This is a genomic window from Pseudomonas sp. GZD-222 (assembly GCF_049310525.1).
Taxonomy (GTDB): domain Bacteria; phylum Pseudomonadota; class Gammaproteobacteria; order Pseudomonadales; family Pseudomonadaceae; genus Aquipseudomonas.
Window position 1 is genome coordinate 58701 of the sequence record NZ_JBMOWO010000058.1, and the last position, 17881, is coordinate 76581.

A 17881-nucleotide genomic window follows, 5' to 3' on the forward strand; every position below is an offset into this window, starting at 1 on the left:
CGTGCCCTGCGCACGGGCGTTCACCTCGCCATTAGATGTGGTGCCATGCCCACCCCTTCCTGCAGTCCCTTTCCATGCAGCCAATGCGGTTTGTGCTGCCAGAATGTCCACCTGGCCGCCGAGACCCGCTTCCTCGACCGCGGCGACGGCACATGCAAGCACTATCAAGCGGCGAACAAAAGCTGTGGTATCTACCATCAGCGCCCGGATATCTGTCGAGTCGACCGCCAGTACCAACTGCACTATGCGCAACACTATGACTGGGATCGGTTCGTCGCATTGAACCTGGAAGTCTGTACGACCTTGCAGGCGCTGGAGACGACACCGCAGGCCAATTGAAACCCGCACGCTGCTGCGCTCAAAGGTAGGTGGCCGCTGCGTAAACAAAAACGGGATTGACGCATCTGCGCGTCAATCCCGTTTGTTTGCAGCCTGTGAGCTAAAGGTCAATCAGCTCCAGGGACGGTCGCCATTCTCGTCCTTGATGCGAGTCGGCAGGCCCATCACATCCAGCGCCTTGAGGAACGGCTCAGCCGGCAGCTCCTCGACGTTGGCCATGCGTTGCACGTCCCACTCACCACGGGCAACCAGCAAGGCGGCCGCCACCGGTGGCACGCCAGCGGTGTAGGAAATGCCCTGGCTATCGGTTTCGGCATAGGCCTCTTCATGGTCGGCCACGTTGTAGATGAAAATCTCACGTGGCTGGCCATCCTTGGTGCCCTTGACCAGGTCACCAATACAGGTCTTGCCGGTGTAGCCCGGTGCCAGCGACGATGGATCAGGCAGTACTGCCTTGACCACTTTCAGCGGCACCACTTCCAGGCCTTCAGCGGTCTTGACCGGCTGCTCGGAGAGCAGGCCAAGGTTCTTCAGCACGGTGAACACGTTGATGTAGTGCTCACCAAAGCTCATCCAGAAGCGCACGTTCGGCACATCGAGGTTCTTCGACAGCGAGTGCACTTCATCGTGACCGGTCAGGTACAGGTTCTGCGAACCCACCACTGGCAAGTCATCGGTACGCTTGACTTCGAACATGGTGTTGCTGGTCCACTGGCTGTTCTGCCAGCTCCACACCTGCCCGGTGAACTCACGGAAGTTGATTTCCGGGTCGAAGTTGGTGGCGAAGTACTTGCCATGGGAACCGGCATTGACGTCGAGAATGTCGATCGAATCAATGCGGTCGAAATACTGTTGTTGCGCCAGCGCCGCATAAGCGTTGACCACACCCGGGTCGAAGCCTACGCCGAGAATGGCGGTAATGTTCTTCTGCTGGCATTCCTCGAGGTGTTTCCACTCGTAGTTGCCGTACCAGGGCGGGGTTTCGCAGATTTTGCCCGGTTCTTCGTGGATGGCGGTGTCCAGATAGGCCACGCCGGTATCGATGCAGGCACGCAGCACCGACATGTTGAGGAAGGCGGAGCCGACGTTGATGACGATCTGCGATTCGGTTTCGCGGATCAGCGCCTTGGTCGCTTCGACATCCAGGGCATTGAGGGCGAATGCCTTGATTTCAGCAGGCTGTTTGAGGCTGCCCTTGGCCTTGACGCTGTCGATGATGGCCTGGCATTTGGAGATGTTGCGCGACGCGATAGCAATACGACCGAGTTCGTCGTTGTGCTGCGCGCACTTGTGGGCCACCACCTTGGCGACACCTCCTGCACCAATGATAAGAACGTTCTTCTTCAATTTCTCTTTCTCTCCTTTACTGCCAGCTTACGACAGGCTGGACAAGTAGTCTTCGAACCCGAATTCACGAACCACTTCGACTGTACCGTCGAGTTGTTTCACTACGATGGACGGCATTTTCAGGCCGTTGAACCAGTTTTTCTTGACCATGGTGTAACCCGCTGCGTCAACAAACGACAGCCGATCGCCGATGGCCAGCGGACGATCAAATTGGTATTCGCCGAAGATGTCCCCGGCCAGGCAGGACTTGCCGCACACCATGTAGGTGTGATCGCCGCTGCTTGGTGCGAGTTTGGCATTGAGGCGGTAGATCAGCAGGTCGAGCATGTGCGCTTCGATCGAACTGTCGACCACGGCCAGGTGCTTGCCGTTGTACAGGGTGTCGAGCACGGTCACTTCCAGCGAGGCGCTCTGGGTGATCGCCGCTTCGCCCGGCTCCAGGTAGACCTGTACGCCGTACTTCTCGGAGAACGCTTTCAGGCGCGCGCAGAACGCGTCCAGGGCATAGTCTTCACCGGTGAAGTGGATACCGCCGCCCAGGCTCACCCACTCGACCTTGTGCAGCAGGTGACCGAAGCGCTCTTCGATGGTGCACAGCATCTGGTCGAACAGTGCGAAGTCGCCGTTCTCGCAGTTGTTGTGGAACATGAAGCCGGAGATCTGCTCGATGACTTCCTCGACTTTCACCGGGTCCCACTCGCCCAGGCGGCTGAATGGACGCGCCGGGTCGGCCAGCAGGTAGTCGGAGCTGCTCACTTGCGGGTTGACGCGCAGGCCGCGCACGGTGCCTTCGGTCTGTTCGGCGAAGCGTTGCAGCTGGCCGATGGAATTGAAGATGATCTTGTCGCAGTTCTCGACCATCTCGCCAATCTCGTCGTCGGCCCAGGCCACGCTGTAGGCGTGCGCTTCGCCGGCGAACTTCTGACGGCCCAGCTTGAGCTCGTAGAGCGACGACGAGGTGGTGCCGTCCATGTACTGCTGCATCAGGTCGAACACCGACCAGGTGGCGAAGCACTTGAGTGCCAGCAGGGCCTTGGCCCCGGAGTTTTCACGCACGTAGGCGATCTTCTCCATGTTGCGCAGCAGCTTGGTTTTGTCGATGAGGTAATACGGCGTTTTGATCATTTCGAGGCCCCCGGCAAGGCCGGCCAAAAAAAGGACACGCATTGTGCCCTCCCTTGACGGAACTCGAAAGGGAGAAAAGCGTTTTTCGCCACGTCAGTGGTCGTGCGGGGCCTTATCGCGGGGCAAGCCCGCTCCCACAGAGCAGGTGGGAGCGGGCTTGCCCCGCGATTATTTGAATCAGGCGAAGGCGTTGATGAACCAGGTAATCAACGGCAAGGCGACGATGTCGATCAATACCGCGCCACACAGCGGCACGATGATGAAGGCCTTGTAGGAGAACACTTTGTAGTGGTCACAGATGGCGCCCATGTTGGCCACGGCATTCGGTGTAGCGCCCAGGCCGTGGCCCATGTAGCCGGCGCAGAGCACCGCGGCATCGTAGTTGCCGCCGAACAGGCGGAACAGCACGAAGATGCACAGCAACACCATGATCACCACCTGCACCACCAGAATCACCAGCAACGGCAGGCCCAGTTGTTCCAGCTCCCAGAACTTGAGGCTCATCATCGCCATGGTCAGGAACATCCCCAGGCTGATATCGCCCACCGTACTGACGGCGTTGTCCGGTATCTCGATGAACCGTGCGCGGTCGTTGAGGTTACGCAGGATGATGGCGACGAACATCGCCCCGACGTACACCGGCAAAACAATGCCCAGGTGTGCTTTCAACGCATCGCCAATCCAGAATCCGAGGACCATGATCACCAGGATGCAGGTCAGCAAGCGCAACAGCACGGCGGCATCCAGAGGTACGCTCGGGGCCTCGTTGGCCTTTTCCAGCGCTTGCAGGGTGTCGACCTGGTCAGCCTTGACCGCCAGCTTCTTGCGGTCGATCAGATAGCGCGCCACCGGGCTGCCGAGCAGACCACCGGCGACCATGCCGAAGGTCGCCGAGGCCAGCGCAGCGGTCGTCGCCCCGCTGGTACCCAGGCTCTCGGCAATCGGGCCGAAGGCCGCCGCGGCACCAAAGCCGCCTTCCAGCGACACCGCACCGGCCATGATCCCCAGCAGCGGGTCGATGCCCAGCGCCTTGGCCATGCCGACACCTACGAGGTTCTGCAGCAACGCCAGGCCCCAGCAGGCGCCGAGGTAGATGAAGAGGATTTTACCGCCCTGGCGCAGCAAGCCGAGGCTGCCGCCCAGACCGACCGTGGTGAAGAACGCCACCATCAGCGGGGTTTGCATGGCGGTGTCGAGCTTGATGTCCAGCCACTGCTGGTTGCGCAGCAGCCACACCACCAGGGCAAAGCCAAAGCCACCGATCACCGGGGCCGGTACACAGAGTTGACGCAGCCAGTAGCTGTGTTTTTTCAGTTGCGCCCCCAGCGCCAGGAGCAAAAGCGCCAGGGCGACGGTGGTCAGTGCATCGAGTTGCAGGGTCAGCATGGGTTGGCACTCTTGTTTTTATACTTGGAGTTAAGGGAGGAAAAGCGTCAGTCGACCAGACAGGCCAGCAGCCGTGCGCCTATGCGTGCGGTGCGCTGGTCCTGGTCGAGGCCCGGGTTGAGTTCAGCGATGTCAGCCATGCGCAGCTTGCCGCTGGCCTTGGCCTGGCGGACCAGGTGCTCGACCACCATCAGCTCGACACCATGGGCCGACGGCGCACTCACCCCAGGGGCCTGGCTGGCGGGCAGCACGTCCAGGCACAGGGTCATGTACAGGTGGTCGATGCCGCTCAGGAACTCATCGACAAAGGCCTCGATGGCCGCGACATTCCATGGTTGCATCTGCCGGTCGAGGCGATAGCGCACGTTCAGGCGCTGGGCCTGATCGAACAGGGCCTGGGTGTTGTTCAGTTCACTCACGCCGAGGCAGCAGTAATCGAAGGCCAACCCAGCCTGTTGGCAGTACTCGGCAATCTGCCGGAACGGCGTACCAGAGCTGCTTTGCGCGGCGTGGCGCAGGTCGAAGTGGGCGTCGAAGTTGAGGATGCCGATCCGCGGGCGCTCCTCGCGCTGGCGCAGGTGCTCGGCCAGGCCGAGGAAACTGGCGTAGGCGATTTCATGCCCGCCGCCCAGCCCCAGAGGCAAGTGCCCCTGCTCGAGCAACTGGCTGACGCGCTGGGCGTAAGCCTGCTGGGCGCCTTCAAGGTCGTTACCGACACAGTCGATATCACCGCTGTCGTACAGCGGTCGCTGACCACGCCAGGCCAGGTTGGCCAGGGCCTTGCGTAGCGCCGGCGGCCCCTGGCGGGCGCCGCTACGGCCCTGGTTGCGGGTAACGCCTTCGTCGCAGGCCAGGCCCACCAGCGCGGTGCCAGGCGCTTGCTCACAGGTGTAGGGCTGCACCCATTGGTGCCAGCGCAGGGCCGACGCGCCTTCGCCAGCGTCGATTCGGCCTTGCCACAGGGGCATGGCGGTAGTTGCAGTCATGCGGGTACTCCAGGTGGATTCAGTCCAGCCGCGCGCCTACGCGCAGGGCGACCTCTCGGGTCCAGCGGGTCAGGCGATCGCTGCTTTGCTGGGCTCGAAAGGCCGGGGCCATCAGGCTGATTGCGCCGTGCAAACGGTTGCGGCTGTCGAGCACCGGGGCGCTGACGCCCCAGATGCCGTCGTCGATTTCGCCAAGGCTGACGGCATAGCCCTGGTCGCGGATGGGGATGAAGCTTTGCAGATAGACCTCAATGCCTTCAGCATCGACACCCTGTTCGTGGAGGATGGCCTCGCTGCGTTCAGGGGCCATGTGCGCCAGCAGCACCCGCGCTGAAGCACCGACCAACAGTGGCTGGGCTAGCCCCTTCTGATAGCAGCAACGCAGCGGCTGCGGGCTGTCGATCAGCTCGATACAAATCGCCTGACCATTGCTCGGCACCATCAACGCCACACTTTCCCGGCTCAATTCGGCCAGGCGCTTGAGCTCAGGCAGAGCCTGCGACACCAGCAGCGCTTCGCGGTCGAACTTGTTTGCCAGCTGCAGACACGCCGGGCCCGGCAGATAGCGGCCATGGCCATTGTCTTCGGCCAGCCCCCAGCGCAGCAGGGTTTTCAGGTGCCGGTAGGTGCTGCTCAAGGGCTGTTCCAGTTGCAGGCTCAGTTCCTTGGCCGACACGGCTTCATTGGCCTGACCAAGGGCGACGAGAATCTGCAGCAGGCGATCGGTGGGCGTGTTGTAGTTCATATGTGCTCCTTGCGAACATGGTGCACAGGGTTTTCCCAAAGGGTGAAACAGGATTCCCATTAAGTGGGAAATTTCGCACTTAAAAGCGACGAGGGGTGTTTAAACAGGGCGACCAACGCCGTCGCAGGCAGCGTTGAAGGATCAGACAGACACGGATTTGCCGCAGCGCCCGTACACCACCACCTCCCCCGCGGTGGCAATCACCAAGGTCAAGCCGGTGTAGGAAAACCCGAAGGCCCGCACTTCCAGCTCGACCCCGAGCTTGTGAAACAGCGCCGGGCGGTTGTAGCGCGCGCCGTGTAGCCAGGAACCCGGCTCGACCAGCAACAGGTGTTGCTCGGGCCACACCAAGGTGATGTCTTCAATCATCCAGCCATCGGCGGTGGCCACCGGCAAGCCACCACCATTGATCCCGGCCATGCGGATTACCCGCTCGTGCAGCGGGCCGATGCCGCGGGTTTCCAGGTGACGGTCACTGCCCAGGTTATCGGTGCGATCCCGGGCCACTTTCTCGCCGGTCTGGCAATTGATCACGCTGCGCCCGGAACTGGAAGCGACCAGCAGCAACTCGCTGTCATGATCAAAACCAACCTCCAGCAGGCCAGCGATGGTCAAGCGTGCCTTGAGCTGCCAGGGTTCGGGGGCCGGGACGACCCGGCGCTGTTCGATTTCCCGGCGCAGCGGGTCAAGATGGGATGAGGACATGTCATGACTCTCACGTTGCAAGCAAATGACCCGTTGGTAACCTGCTTATACTGATTGCGGCACTTTTTTGTTAGTGCCTCCCTTCGCATGACCTTTGTCTTTCACCACAGCACCCGCCGTGAACCACTGAAAATAAAGGAGCACTCCATGAGCAAAAAGATCGTCCTGTGCTTTGACGGCACCTGGAACACCCCCGACACCGGCTCGGACATTGAGGAAGGCGAAAGCACCAATGTCTGGCGACTGTATGAAAGCATTACCGCTGCCAGCAAAGACGGAACCGCTCAGCATAAATGGTATGACGAAGGGGTCGGCACACAGTGGTATGACAAGCTCAAAGGCGGGATCTTTGGTGTCGGTCTGAGCGAGAACATCCAGCAGGGCTACAAGGAGCTGATTGAACGCTACGAAGAGGGGGACCAGGTTTACCTGTTCGGCTTCAGCCGCGGCGCTTACACCGCGCGCAGCCTGGTGGGCCTGATCAGAAACTGCGGACTGCTGCAGAAGAAACACAAATCCCGTATCGGCGAAGCCTACTCACTGTACCGCAACCGCGATAAATCCGCGGATACCGAAGCCGCCAAGCTGTTTCGCGCCACTTACGCCAGGACCATTGATATTCACTTTCTCGGCGTCTGGGACACCGTCGGAGCCCTGGGTATTCCGCTGGAGTCGTTCAGCTGGTTCAACCGTTCCTACTATGAATTCCACGACACCGAGCTGAGCGGCATTGTAAAAAACGCCTTCCAGGCACTGGCCGTCGATGAGTGGCGCAAGAACTACGACTGCACAATGTGGGCGCCGAAACACAAGCCCACCCAGACCATCGAGCAAGTGTGGTTCGCCGGGGCGCACGCCAATATCGGCGGCGGCTACCTCAAAGACCGCCTGTCTGACCTGGCGCTGATCTGGATGATGGAAAAAGCGGTTGCCTGCGGCCTGAAACTCGATCCAAAGAAAGCGCCGAAAGCGCCCTCTGCCTTGCTGCCGTTGAAGAACTCCTACAAGGACTTTCTCGGCGGGTCGTACAGCAAACTGGTGCCGCCCTACTACCGCACCATCGGTGAAACCGAAAACGGCCAGGAAAAAATTGCTCCCACGGTAAAACAACGCCTCGACGCCGACCCGGACTATCGTCCGGCCAACAGGGTCGGACCGCACCTCAACGGCGATTTTCGGCCAGTTGTGCGCATGTACTAGGCCGCCGTGATCCAAGGCTGCGCAGCGGGTCGTTCCACTGCGCGGCCTTGTGCTGACTGCTCAGTCTCGATGGCGTCAAAGATAAGCCTGCGGTGTATTCGCATCCCGTACGATGTCAGGCATGATCATCCGCGCATGCTTTACCCATCGATGCCCTGCGGAGCCGAAATTGCCCAGCCCTCGCCACTTCAGCCAGAAATCCAGTACAACAAACATGCTGAACCTCAAGCACCCGCAGGCGCCGTCTGCGCCCGCCTATCGCGTCGGCTTCCTGCTGCTTGAGAACTTCTCCATGGCCAGCTTCACCGTGGCCATGGATGTGCTGGTCACCGCCAACCTGCTGCAGAACAACCTGTTCGTCATCACCCCGCTGTCACTGGGCAGTGAGCGGGTAATCAGCGATCTTGGGCTGGAAATCTATGCCGCCGGCCTTGAGCGGGCCAGCCTGGAGAACCTGGACATGCTGGTGGTCTGCGGCGGCTTGCGTACGCCACTGAAATACCCCGAGCTGGACCGTCTGCTGAGCGAAGCGGCAAACCATGGCCTGGCCCTGGGCGGGCTGTGGAACGGTGCGTATTTTCTTGGCCGTGCCGGGGTGCTGACTGATTACAGCTGCACCATCCACCCCGAGCAACGTGCCAGCCTGGCCGAGCGCAGCGCGCAAAGCACGATTACTCCGGCAAGTTTTGTTCTCGACCGCGACCGCTTGACTGCGGCCAGCCCCAATGGCGCGCTGGAGATGATGCTGGCGCTGCTCAAGCTGCAACAGGGCGAAGCGCTGGCGGCCGGGGTCGAGGAAATTCTGGCGTTCTCCGGGGCACGTTTCCGCCGGGTCGACAGCAGCTCGAAAAAGTCCATGAGCGCACCGCTACGCACCATCGTCGAGTTGATGGAAAACAACCTGGAAGAAACCTTGAGCCTGGATCAACTCGCCAGCTACAGCGGTCGTTCGCGACGCCAGATCGACCGTTTGTTCCAGGCCCAGCTGGGCACCTCGCCCAGCCGCTACTACATGGAATTGCGCATCACCAAGAGCCGGCGCCTGCTGCAGTACTCCGACCTGCCGCTGATGGACGTGGCAATTGCCTGCGGCTTTGTTTCGGTCTCGCACTTCAGCAAGTGCTACAGCGCCTACTTTGGCTATCCACCTTCGCGCGAGCAGCGGCTGGGCGAGTAACCACGGCGGCTGTTGCTCAGGCTCAGGCCGCCTTCCACCACCAGGACCAACACGGCCAGCCAGATGGCGATGTAGGTGGGCCATTGCGCGGGGGCGATGGTCTCTCCCAGCAGGATCGCGGCGAGCACCAGAAGAACCGGCTCGACATAGACCAGCAGGCCGAACAGGGTCAGGTTCAGGCGCGGCCCCGACAACGCCTGCAGGGCCAGGGCGGATGCGCTGATCAGCCCCAGCCCGGCGACCAGCCAGGGCAAGTCCGAAGCACTGCCAGCGACACCCAGTACCACACCACCCTTGAGCACCAACAACAAACTGACCGGCAGGCTCAGGCTCATGTCGAACCACAGTCCGCCCATGTTGTTGCTGTCGCTGACCCGGCGCAGCCAGAAGTACAACGGATAACCCAGCCCCACCGCCAGCACCGGCCAGGTAATGGCCTTGGCGATCGCGATCTGGTTGATGATGCCCAACGCCGCCAGCGCACAGGCCAGCAGTTGCAGGCGACTGATGCTGTCATTGAAGGCCAGGCGGCCAACGATCACCATGGTCAGCGGCATGAGGAAATAGCCCAGCGACACATCCAGCCCATAGCCATTGATCGGCGCCCACATGAACAGCCACAGCTGTACCCCGAGCAACGCCGCCGACAGCAGGCGCACCGCCCAGAACCAGCGCTCGGCAAAAACCCGCTGGAACAGTCGGCGCACCTCATGCCAGTGACCACTGGCAAACACCATCAGCGTCAGGCAGGGCACGGTCAGCAGGATCCGCCAGCCGTAGATTTCTTCACCGCCCAGGCGCTCAAGCAGATGGGTGTAGGCATACATCACGGCAAACAGTACCGACGCCAGTACGTTGAGCAGCACGCCCAGGGAGGCGTTGGGGGTTGCGGGCCGGTGCATGGCAGTGTCCTTCACGCGGGTCTTCAGGAGGTGATAATTTATTGCGTAACGCCTGAAAAGTGCCCTCGTTTTTCACCCTGCAGATGAGAAAATATTGCACATGAAGCCTGCTCTGGATGATTTCGACCTTGCCCTGCTGCACCGCTTGCAGCAGGACAACAGCCTGCCGCTGCGAACCCTGGCCGAGCAGGTGCACCTGTCCACGGCCTCTGTGCAGCGGCGTATCCAGCGCCTGCAGAGCGGCGGATTTATCCAGGCCAACGTGGCGATTGTCGACCCGGAGAAAGTCGGCCAGGTGATTACCTTGATGGTCGAGGTGCATGCCGAGCGGACCCAGTCGGCAGACCTTGAGCTGATGAAGCAAGCCTTCTCGGGGCCGGAGATCCAGCAGTGCTATTACGTCACTGGCGATGCCGATTTCATGCTGGTGCTGACGGTCGCGAGCATGAGCGAGTTCCAGGCCCTGACCCAGCGCCTGTTCCATGACAACCCGAATGTGAAGTGGTTTCGCACCATCGTCGTGCTGGAGCGGGTGAAATCGACCCTGCAGGTGCCGATTGAGCGCGCCAGCCCGCCCCCACAAGGTGCGTAATCTGGGGGCCGACCTTGCTGGCAATAGGGCCTACGCCGCCTCCCTGCCCCGCGCTACCGCCTGCGCCGCCGCCAGCATTGCCCGCAACAGCACTGCGCAACCATCGGCCAGGTCCTCAGGCGCTGCATTCTCGATTTCGTTGTGGCTGATGCCGCCTTCACAGGGCACGAAAATCATCCCGGCCGGCCCCAGCTCGGCGAGAAAGATCGCGTCATGGCCGGCGCCGCTGACGATGTCCATGTGCGACAAGCCCAGGCCCTGAGCCGCACTGCGCACGGCCTCGACACAGCCGTCGGCGAAGTACAGCGGCGGGAAGTCCGCCGTCGGTGTCAGGGTATGGCTCAGCCCATGCTGCTCGCAGGTGCTGCTGATCACATCGCGGACCTGGGCGATCATCGAGTCCAGGCGCGCAGGCTCCAGGTGACGAAAATCCAGGGTCATGCGCACTTCGCCGGGAATCACGTTGCGCGAGCCCGGATAGGCCTGCAGGCAACCAACGGTGCCACAGGCATGTGGTTGATGCTCCAGGGCCACACGGTTGACCGCAGCCACCACCGCGCTGGCCCCGACCAGGGCATCCTTGCGCAGGTGCATCGGCGTAGGGCCGGCGTGGGCTTCGACGCCGCGCAAGGTCAGGTCAAACCACTTCTGCCCCAGCGCGCCGAGTACCACGCCGATGGTCTTGTGCTGGTCTTCGAGGATCGGCCCCTGCTCGATATGCGCCTCGAAATACGCCCCCACCGGGTGACCACTGACCGCCCGCGGCCCGGCATAGCCGATGGCGTTGAGCGCCTGGCCGACACTGATGCCCTCGGCGTCGGTCTTGGCCAGGGTCTCCTCGAGGGTGAATTTTTCCGCAAACACCCCCGAGCCCATCATGCACGGGGCAAAGCGCGAGCCTTCTTCGTTGGTCCAGACCACCACTTCCAGCGGCGCCTCGGTTTCGATCTTGAGGTCATTGAGGGTGCGCATCACTTCAAGCCCCGCCAACACCCCAAAACAGCCATCGAACTTGCCGCCGGTGGGTTGGCTATCGATATGGCTGCCGGTCATCACCGGCGGCAGTTGCGGGTTGCGCCCAGGGCGCCGGGCGAAGATGTTGCCGACGCCGTCGATGGTCACCGTGCAACCGGCCTCCTCGGTCCATTTGACGAACAGGTCGCGGGCCTGGCGATCCAGGTCGGTCAGCGCCAGGCGGCATACTCCGCCTTTGACCGTCGCGCCCAGGCGCGCCAGGTCCATCAGCGACTGCCACAGGCGTTCGCCGTTGATATGCCGATGGCTCGATTGCAGAACTTCCTGTGTTGATTGCATGTTCTTCTCCTGCATCTGCTGCTCGGCCTCTGTGGGCCGTAAGCACTACACGGTGGGTTTGAGGTTGGCCGCACGCGCGGCCTTGAGCTGGCCAAGCCCGTAGTAGATCAGCCCGCCCAGGGCGGAACCGGTGAACCAGCCAAAGTCATAGAACCAGCTGAAACTCGCGCTCTGCAGTGACAGCAGGGTCAGCGCCACCGGCACCCCGAAGGCAATGAAGCCGGCGGCATTCCAGGCCGGGTAGACGTCATCGCGATACAAACCGGCGAGGTCCAGGGTTTGCCTGCGGATCAGGAAGTAGTCCACCACCATGATCCCGGCAATCGGCCCGAGCAGGCTGGAGTAACCCAGCAGCCAGTTGGAGTAGACGCTTTCGAGGCTGACGTCGCTGACAATCAACCCGAGCTTTTTCAACAGTTCATGGGCCATCAGCAATAGCCCGACCAGACCGGTGAGCAGCACCGCCAGGGTGCGGCCGATCCACTTGGGCGCCAGGTTCTGGAAGTCGTTGGTGGGGGAAACGATGTTCGCTGCGGTGTTGGTCGACAAGGTGGCGATGATGATCAGCGCCATGGCCAGCGCCACCCACACCGGGCTCTGGATATGCCCGATCAGGCTGACCGGGTCGGACACCGTCTGCCCTACCAGCGAGGCCGAGGCGGCGGTCAGCACCACACCCAGCGCAGCGAACAGGAACATGGTCAGCGGCAGGCCGAAAATCTGCCCGAGGATCTGGTCTTTCTGGCTTTTCGCGTAACGGCTGAAGTCGGGGATGTTCAGCGACAAGGTGGCCCAGAAGCCGACCATGGCGGTGAGCCCGGCAAAGAAGTAACCGTAGACGCTCGCCCCTTGCGGACGCTTGGGCGGCTGCGCCATCAATTCGCTGATCGAGACGTTGGGCAAGGCCCACACCAGCAGCCCGGCGCCGACCAGCACCAGCAATGGCGCCGACAGGGTTTCCAGCCACTTGATCGATTCGGCCCCGCGCAGCACCACCCACAGGTTCAGGCACCAGAACAGCATGAAGCCGATCACCTCACCGGTACCGCCCAGGGCCTTCCAGTCCGCCGACAGCGAACCGAGGAACAGATGAATGGCCAGGCCGCCGAACATCGTCTGGATACCGAACCAGCCGCACGCCACCAGGGCGCGGATCAGGCACGGCACGTTGGAGCCGATGATGCCGAACGAAGAACGCAGCAGCACCGGAAAGGGAATGCCGTATTTGGTCCCGGGAAAGGCATTGAGCGTCAGCGGGATCAGCACCACGGTGTTGGCCAGCAGAATCGCCAGCAGCGCTTCACCGACGGTCAGGCCGAAGTAAGCGGTCAGCACCCCGCCCAGGGTGTAGGTCGGCACGCAGATCGACATGCCGACCCACAGCGCGGTGATGTGCCACTTGTTCCAGGTACGCTCGTGCACCTTGGTCGGGGCGATATCGTGGTTGTAGCGGGGGCTGTCGAGGACGTCGCTGCCGGCGTCGAGTTCGTACAAGCCATCACGTTCACGCACTTGCGATCGGTTCTGCTGCATGGCCACTCCACTGTTTTTGTGTTTTTGGAGGTACTTGCACGGCATGGGGGCAATCACGGGTGCCCATGAGAAATCTTGACCATTTCCACAACCTGTCAAGAACGACAGGACCACTGGTCGTTTTGCCTGCAACTCGCCATCGACTACAAATCGTTTAAATTCAATGAAATATCAGCGTTATAAGCTTATAAATTAATTATTTGCCGATTTTCCGAACCCCTACTAGATTCAATTCCTGTCAGCGATGACAGGTTTTGACCTACGCTGCAAAAAGAACAAAACCTAGAACCGGTATCAACCGGTCAAGCCTGCGAGGAGCCTCTGATGACGCTTATGATTCGTGGTGCCACCCTGATTACCCATGAGGAAAGTTATCGTGCCGACGTGCTCTGTGCCGACGGTGTGATCAAGGCCATCGGCACCGACCTCGACCCACCCAGCGGCTGCGAAATTCTCGACGGTAGCGGCCAGTACCTGATGCCCGGCGGCATCGACCCGCACACCCACATGCAACTGCCCTTCATGGGCACCGTGGCCAGCGAAGACTTCTACAGCGGCACCGCGGCAGGCCTGGCCGGTGGTACCACCTCGATCATCGATTTCGTCATTCCCAACCCGCAGCAATCCTTGCTCGAAGCCTTTCATCAGTGGCGCGGCTGGGCGGAGAAATCCGCCTCCGACTACGGCTTTCACGTCGCCATCACCTGGTGGAGCGAACAGGTGCGTGAGGAGATGGGCGAGCTGGTCAGCCAGCACGGCATCAACAGCTTCAAGCACTTCATGGCCTACAAGAATGCAATCATGGCCGCCGACGACACCCTGGTGGCCAGCTTTGAACGCTGCCTGGAACTGGGCGCCGTGCCCACCGTGCATGCCGAGAACGGCGAGCTGGTCTACCACCTACAACGCAAGCTGATCGCCCAGGGCATCACCGGCCCCGAGGCGCATCCATTGTCGCGGCCGTCCCAGGTCGAGGGCGAAGCGGCCAGCCGCGCCATCCGCATTGCCGAGACCCTGGGCACACCGGTGTACCTGGTGCACGTGTCGACCCGCGAAGCGCTGGACGAGATCACCTATGCCCGCGCCAAGGGCCAACAGGTCTACGGCGAAGTCCTCGCCGGGCACTTGCTGCTGGACGACAGCGTATACCGTCATCCCGACTGGCAAACCGCCGCCGGCTACGTCATGAGCCCGCCCTTCCGGCCACGCAAGGACGGCCATCAGGAAGCCCTGTGGGGCGGCCTGCAATCGGGCAACCTGCACACCACCGCCACCGATCACTGCTGCTTCTGCGCCGAGCAGAAAGCCGCCGGGCGCGACGACTTCAGCCGCATTCCCAACGGCACCGCCGGTATCGAAGACCGCATGGCGGTGCTCTGGGACGAAGGGGTGAACAGCGGCAAGCTGTCGATGCAGGACTTCGTCGCCCTGACCTCCACCAACACCGCGAAGATTTTCAACCTGTTCCCGCGCAAAGGTGCCCTGCGCGTGGGCGCCGATGCCGACCTGGTGCTCTGGGACCCGCAAGGCACGCGGACCATCTCTGCGGCGACGCATCATCAACAGGTCGACTTCAACATCTTCGAAGGCAAGACCGTGCGCGGCATCCCCAGCCACACCATCAGCCAGGGCAAGCTGGTCTGGGCCAATGGTGATCTGCGCGCCGAGCGCGGAGCCGGACGCTACATCGAGCGGCCGGCGTACCCGGCGGTGTTCGATCTGTTGAGCAAGCGTGCCGAGCATTCGCGTCCGGCTGCGGTAAAGCGCTAGCAGCATCGCGGGGCAGGCCCGCTCCCACAGGTATCACCTTCCCCGGTGGGAGCGGGCTTGCCCCGCGATCAAAGCACCAACAATAAGAAACATGAGGAAACCACCGTGATCGAGTCCCTCAGCCACCTCCCCCGACCGTCCACCGACAACGCCTCCCTCGCCGAGCACTTCAGCGACCTGGCGCCACCACTCAATGCCCGCCAGGCTGCCGTGGAAGCCTCCCGCTGCCTGTACTGCTACGACGCCCCGTGCGTCAACGCCTGCCCCAGCGACATCGACATTCCTTCGTTCATCCGCAACATCCATCAGGAGAACGTCCAGGGTGCGGCGGAGAAAATCCTCTCGGCCAACATCCTCGGCGGCAGTTGCGCGCGCGTCTGTCCGACCGAAATCCTCTGCCAGCAGGCCTGTGTGCGTAACCATCACCAGGAATGCGCGCCGGTGCTCATCGGCCTGCTGCAGCGTTATGCCGTTGATCACGCCGAGTTCGACGAACACCCTTTCCAGCGCGCCGCCAGCACCGGCAAGCGGATCGCCGTGGTCGGCGCCGGGCCTGCCGGGTTGTCCTGTGCCCACCGCCTGGCCTGGCATGGTCATGATGTGGTGATCTTCGAGGCCCGGCCCAAAGCCGGGGGCCTGAATGAGTACGGGATTGCAAAGTACAAGGTGGTCGATGACTTCGCCCAGCGCGAGGTGGACTTTGTTCTGCAGATCGGCGGAATCGAGGTCCGTCATGGCCAGGTGCTGGGTGAGAACCTCAGCCTCGCCGAGCTGCAACAGCAGTTCGATGCGGTGTTCCTCGGCCTTGGCCTGAACGCCAGCCGCCAGTTGGGCCTGGCCGATGAAAACGCCGCCGGCATGCTCGCCGCCACCGACTATATCCGCGAACTGCGTCAGGCCGAGGACCTGACCACCCTCCCCGTGGCCGACCGCTGCATCGTCCTCGGCGCCGGTAACACGGCGATCGACATGGCCGTACAGATGGCCCGTCTCGGCGCCCGCGACGTCAACCTGGTGTACCGCCGTGGCTTCGAGGACATGGGCGCCACCGAGCATGAACAGCACATCGCCAAGGAGAACCAGGTGCGCCTGCTGACCTGGGCCCAGCCTGAACAGGTGCTGCTCGACGATCATGGCCGGGTGCGCGGCATGCGCTTTGCCCGCACGCACATGCTCGACGGCCGCCTGCAGACCACCGGGGAAACCTTTGAACTGGCCGCCGACGCCATCTTCAAAGCCATCGGCCAGGCCTTCGACGGTCAGGCCCTGAGTGACAGCAGCGGACAAACCCTGGCCCGCGACGGCGAGCGCATTCGTGTCGATGAACACATGCGCACCAGCCTGCCCGGCGTGTATGCCGGCGGCGACTGTACCCACCTGGGCCAGGACCTCACCGTCCAGGCCGTGCAGCACGGCAAGCTGGCCGCCGAGGCCATGCATGCGCAACTGATGCTCAATGTGGAGGCTGCATAATGGCTGACCTGTCGATCGAATTTGCCGGGATCAAGGCGCCCAATCCGTTCTGGCTAGCCTCCGCGCCGCCTACCGATAAAGCCTACAACGTGGTCCGCGCCTTTCAGGCCGGCTGGGGCGGTGTGGTCTGGAAAACCCTTGGCGAAGACCCGGCCGCCGTCAACGTGTCGTCGCGCTACTCGGCCCACTACGGGGTCAACCGCGAGGTCATGGGCATCAACAACATCGAGCTGATCACCGACCGCTCGCTGGACATCAACCTGCGGGAAATCACCCAGGTGAAAAAGGACTGGCCCGATCGTGCCCTGATCGTGTCGCTGATGGTGCCTTGCGTCGAAGAATCATGGAAAGCCATTCTGCCGCTGGTGGAGGCCACCGGCGCCGATGGTATCGAGCTGAACTTCGGTTGCCCCCACGGCATGCCCGAACGCGGCATGGGTGCGGCGGTTGGCCAGGTGCCGGAGTATGTCGAGCAGGTCACGCGCTGGTGCAAGACCCATTGCTCGCTGCCGGTGATCGTCAAACTCACCCCCAACATCACCGACATCCGTCAGTCTGCCCGCGCCGCCCATCGCGGGGGTGCCGACGCGGTGTCGTTGATCAACACCATCAACTCGATCACCAGCGTCGACCTCGAACGCATGATCGCCCTGCCGATTGTCGGCGACATGAGCACCCACGGCGGCTACTGCGGCTCGGCGGTCAAGCCTATCGCCCTCAACATGGTCGCCGAAATCGCCCGTGACCCGGCCACCCGCGGCCTGCCGATCAGCGGCATCGGCGGTATCGGTAGCTGGCGTGACGCGGCCGAGTTCATCGCCCTGGGCTGTGGTGCCGTGCAGGTCTGCACCGCCGCCATGCTCCATGGCTTTCGCATTGTCGAAGACATGAAGGATGGTCTCTCGCGCTGGATGGACAGTCAGGGCTACCGCAGCCTGCAGGACTTCAGCGGTCGCGCCGTGGGCCACACCACCGACTGGAAGTACCTGGACATCAACTACCAGGTCATCGCCAAAATCGACCAGGACGCCTGCATCGGTTGCGGACGCTGCCATATCGCCTGTGAGGACACCTCGCACCAGGCCATCGCCAACCTCAAGCAGGCCGATGGCAGCCACCGCTATGAGGTGATTGACGCCGAGTGCGTGGGCTGCAACCTGTGCCAGATCACTTGCCCGGTGCAGGACTGCATCCAGATGGTGCCGCAGGACACCGGCAAGCCGTTCCTCGACTGGCAGCACGATCCACGCAACCCCTACCGCGAAGCGTCCTGAGTCGCGACCACAA

General features: G+C 62.1%; 16 protein-coding genes. 7 read left to right on the forward strand and 9 right to left on the reverse strand.

The features are described 5' to 3' along the window. Positions 1–45: 45 nt before the first annotated feature. Positions 46–339, forward strand: coding sequence for a YkgJ family cysteine cluster protein (locus ACO6VD_RS11035; protein WP_422418992.1), 294 nt, complete (start codon positions 46–48; stop codon positions 337–339). Positions 340–450: 111 nt separating this feature from the next. On the opposite strand, the gene ACO6VD_RS11040 is transcribed toward ACO6VD_RS11035, so the two are convergent. From ACO6VD_RS11040 to ACO6VD_RS11065, 6 genes are all read right to left on the reverse strand, one after another. Continuing rightward, positions 451–1686, reverse strand: a complete 1236-nt coding sequence (locus ACO6VD_RS11040; protein ID WP_038609797.1) for a saccharopine dehydrogenase family protein — start codon at positions 1684–1686, stop codon at positions 451–453. Positions 1687–1713: 27 nt separating this feature from the next. Then, the gene (locus ACO6VD_RS11045; RefSeq protein WP_422419043.1) at positions 1714–2811 is read right to left on the reverse strand and encodes a carboxynorspermidine decarboxylase; all 1098 of its coding nucleotides are present in this window, start codon (positions 2809–2811) and stop codon (positions 1714–1716) included. Positions 2812–2988: 177 nt separating this feature from the next. Continuing rightward, positions 2989–4197: a sodium/glutamate symporter gene (gene gltS / locus ACO6VD_RS11050; RefSeq protein ID WP_422418994.1), complete on the reverse strand. Its 1209-nt coding sequence runs from the start codon at positions 4195–4197 to the stop codon at positions 2989–2991. Between the two features lie 47 nt (positions 4198–4244). Continuing rightward, the gene (gene hutG, locus ACO6VD_RS11055; RefSeq protein WP_422418996.1) at positions 4245–5183 is read right to left on the reverse strand and encodes a formimidoylglutamase; all 939 of its coding nucleotides are present in this window, start codon (positions 5181–5183) and stop codon (positions 4245–4247) included. 19 nt (positions 5184–5202) lie between these two features. Beyond that, positions 5203–5928: an IclR family transcriptional regulator gene (locus ACO6VD_RS11060; RefSeq protein WP_422418998.1), complete on the reverse strand. Its 726-nt coding sequence runs from the start codon at positions 5926–5928 to the stop codon at positions 5203–5205. A 141-nt stretch (positions 5929–6069) separates the two neighbouring features. After that, the gene (locus tag ACO6VD_RS11065) at positions 6070–6633 is read right to left on the reverse strand and encodes a hypothetical protein (protein WP_422419000.1); all 564 of its coding nucleotides are present in this window, start codon (positions 6631–6633) and stop codon (positions 6070–6072) included. 147 nt (positions 6634–6780) lie between these two features. Here ACO6VD_RS11065 and ACO6VD_RS11070 point away from each other — a divergent pair, with 147 nt between their 5' ends. Then, positions 6781–7833, forward strand: coding sequence for a DUF2235 domain-containing protein (locus tag ACO6VD_RS11070; RefSeq protein ID WP_422419002.1), 1053 nt, complete (start codon positions 6781–6783; stop codon positions 7831–7833). 169 nt (positions 7834–8002) lie between these two features. Next, positions 8003–9010 (forward strand): GlxA family transcriptional regulator, encoded by a 1008-nt coding sequence (locus tag ACO6VD_RS11075; RefSeq protein ID WP_422419004.1) that lies wholly within the window; start codon positions 8003–8005, stop codon positions 9008–9010. Here ACO6VD_RS11075 and rarD read toward each other — a convergent pair. Next, complete coding sequence (rarD, locus tag ACO6VD_RS11080; protein WP_422419006.1) at positions 8974–9912, reverse strand: EamA family transporter RarD; 939 nt, start codon at positions 9910–9912, stop codon at positions 8974–8976. The genes ACO6VD_RS11075 and rarD overlap by 37 nt on opposite strands. Positions 9913–10012: 100 nt before the next feature. Here rarD and ACO6VD_RS11085 point away from each other — a divergent pair, with 100 nt between their 5' ends. Then, positions 10013–10504, forward strand: coding sequence for an Lrp/AsnC family transcriptional regulator (locus tag ACO6VD_RS11085; protein ID WP_422419008.1), 492 nt, complete (start codon positions 10013–10015; stop codon positions 10502–10504). Between the two features lie 30 nt (positions 10505–10534). Here ACO6VD_RS11085 and ACO6VD_RS11090 read toward each other — a convergent pair whose 3' ends face one another. Further along, positions 10535–11818, reverse strand: coding sequence for a Zn-dependent hydrolase (locus tag ACO6VD_RS11090; RefSeq protein WP_422419010.1), 1284 nt, complete (start codon positions 11816–11818; stop codon positions 10535–10537). Positions 11819–11863: 45 nt separating this feature from the next. Beyond that, positions 11864–13351, reverse strand: a complete 1488-nt coding sequence (locus tag ACO6VD_RS11095) for an NCS1 family nucleobase:cation symporter-1 (protein ID WP_422419011.1) — start codon at positions 13349–13351, stop codon at positions 11864–11866. 324 nt (positions 13352–13675) lie between these two features. Here ACO6VD_RS11095 and hydA point away from each other — a divergent pair, with 324 nt between their 5' ends. The 3 genes from hydA to preA all read left to right on the forward strand — a co-directional run bounded on the left by hydA (position 13676) and on the right by preA (position 17868). Continuing rightward, positions 13676–15121, forward strand: coding sequence for a dihydropyrimidinase (gene hydA / locus ACO6VD_RS11100; RefSeq protein ID WP_422419012.1), 1446 nt, complete (start codon positions 13676–13678; stop codon positions 15119–15121). Between the two features lie 105 nt (positions 15122–15226). Next, entirely contained in the window at positions 15227–16594 is a 1368-nt protein-coding gene (locus ACO6VD_RS11105; protein WP_422419013.1) for an NAD(P)-dependent oxidoreductase, read from the forward strand. Next, positions 16591–17868, forward strand: coding sequence for an NAD-dependent dihydropyrimidine dehydrogenase subunit PreA (gene preA / locus ACO6VD_RS11110; protein WP_400174253.1), 1278 nt, complete (start codon positions 16591–16593; stop codon positions 17866–17868). Before ACO6VD_RS11105 ends, preA begins: the two co-directional genes overlap by 4 nt. Positions 17869–17881 lie beyond the last annotated feature (13 nt).

Bases quoted from the DNA above. Each gene is read 5' to 3' on its own strand.
- ACO6VD_RS11035 (WP_422418992.1), top strand. From the start codon at position 46: ATGCCCACCCCTTCCTGCAGTCCCTTTCCATGCAGCCAATGCGGTTTG.
- ACO6VD_RS11045 (WP_422419043.1), bottom strand. From the start codon at position 2,811: ATGATCAAAACGCCGTATTACCTCATCGACAAAACCAAGCTGCTGCGC.
- gltS (WP_422418994.1), bottom strand. From the start codon at position 4,197: ATGCTGACCCTGCAACTCGATGCACTGACCACCGTCGCCCTGGCGCTT.
- hutG (WP_422418996.1), bottom strand. From the start codon at position 5,183: ATGACTGCAACTACCGCCATGCCCCTGTGGCAAGGCCGAATCGACGCT.
- ACO6VD_RS11060 (WP_422418998.1), bottom strand. From the start codon at position 5,928: ATGAACTACAACACGCCCACCGATCGCCTGCTGCAGATTCTCGTCGCC.
- ACO6VD_RS11065 (WP_422419000.1), bottom strand. From the start codon at position 6,633: ATGTCCTCATCCCATCTTGACCCGCTGCGCCGGGAAATCGAACAGCGC.
- ACO6VD_RS11070 (WP_422419002.1), top strand. From the start codon at position 6,781: ATGAGCAAAAAGATCGTCCTGTGCTTTGACGGCACCTGGAACACCCCC.
- rarD (WP_422419006.1), bottom strand. From the start codon at position 9,912: ATGCACCGGCCCGCAACCCCCAACGCCTCCCTGGGCGTGCTGCTCAAC.
- ACO6VD_RS11085 (WP_422419008.1), top strand. From the start codon at position 10,013: ATGAAGCCTGCTCTGGATGATTTCGACCTTGCCCTGCTGCACCGCTTG.
- ACO6VD_RS11090 (WP_422419010.1), bottom strand. From the start codon at position 11,818: ATGCAATCAACACAGGAAGTTCTGCAATCGAGCCATCGGCATATCAAC.
- ACO6VD_RS11095 (WP_422419011.1), bottom strand. From the start codon at position 13,351: ATGCAGCAGAACCGATCGCAAGTGCGTGAACGTGATGGCTTGTACGAA.
- hydA (WP_422419012.1), top strand. From the start codon at position 13,676: ATGACGCTTATGATTCGTGGTGCCACCCTGATTACCCATGAGGAAAGT.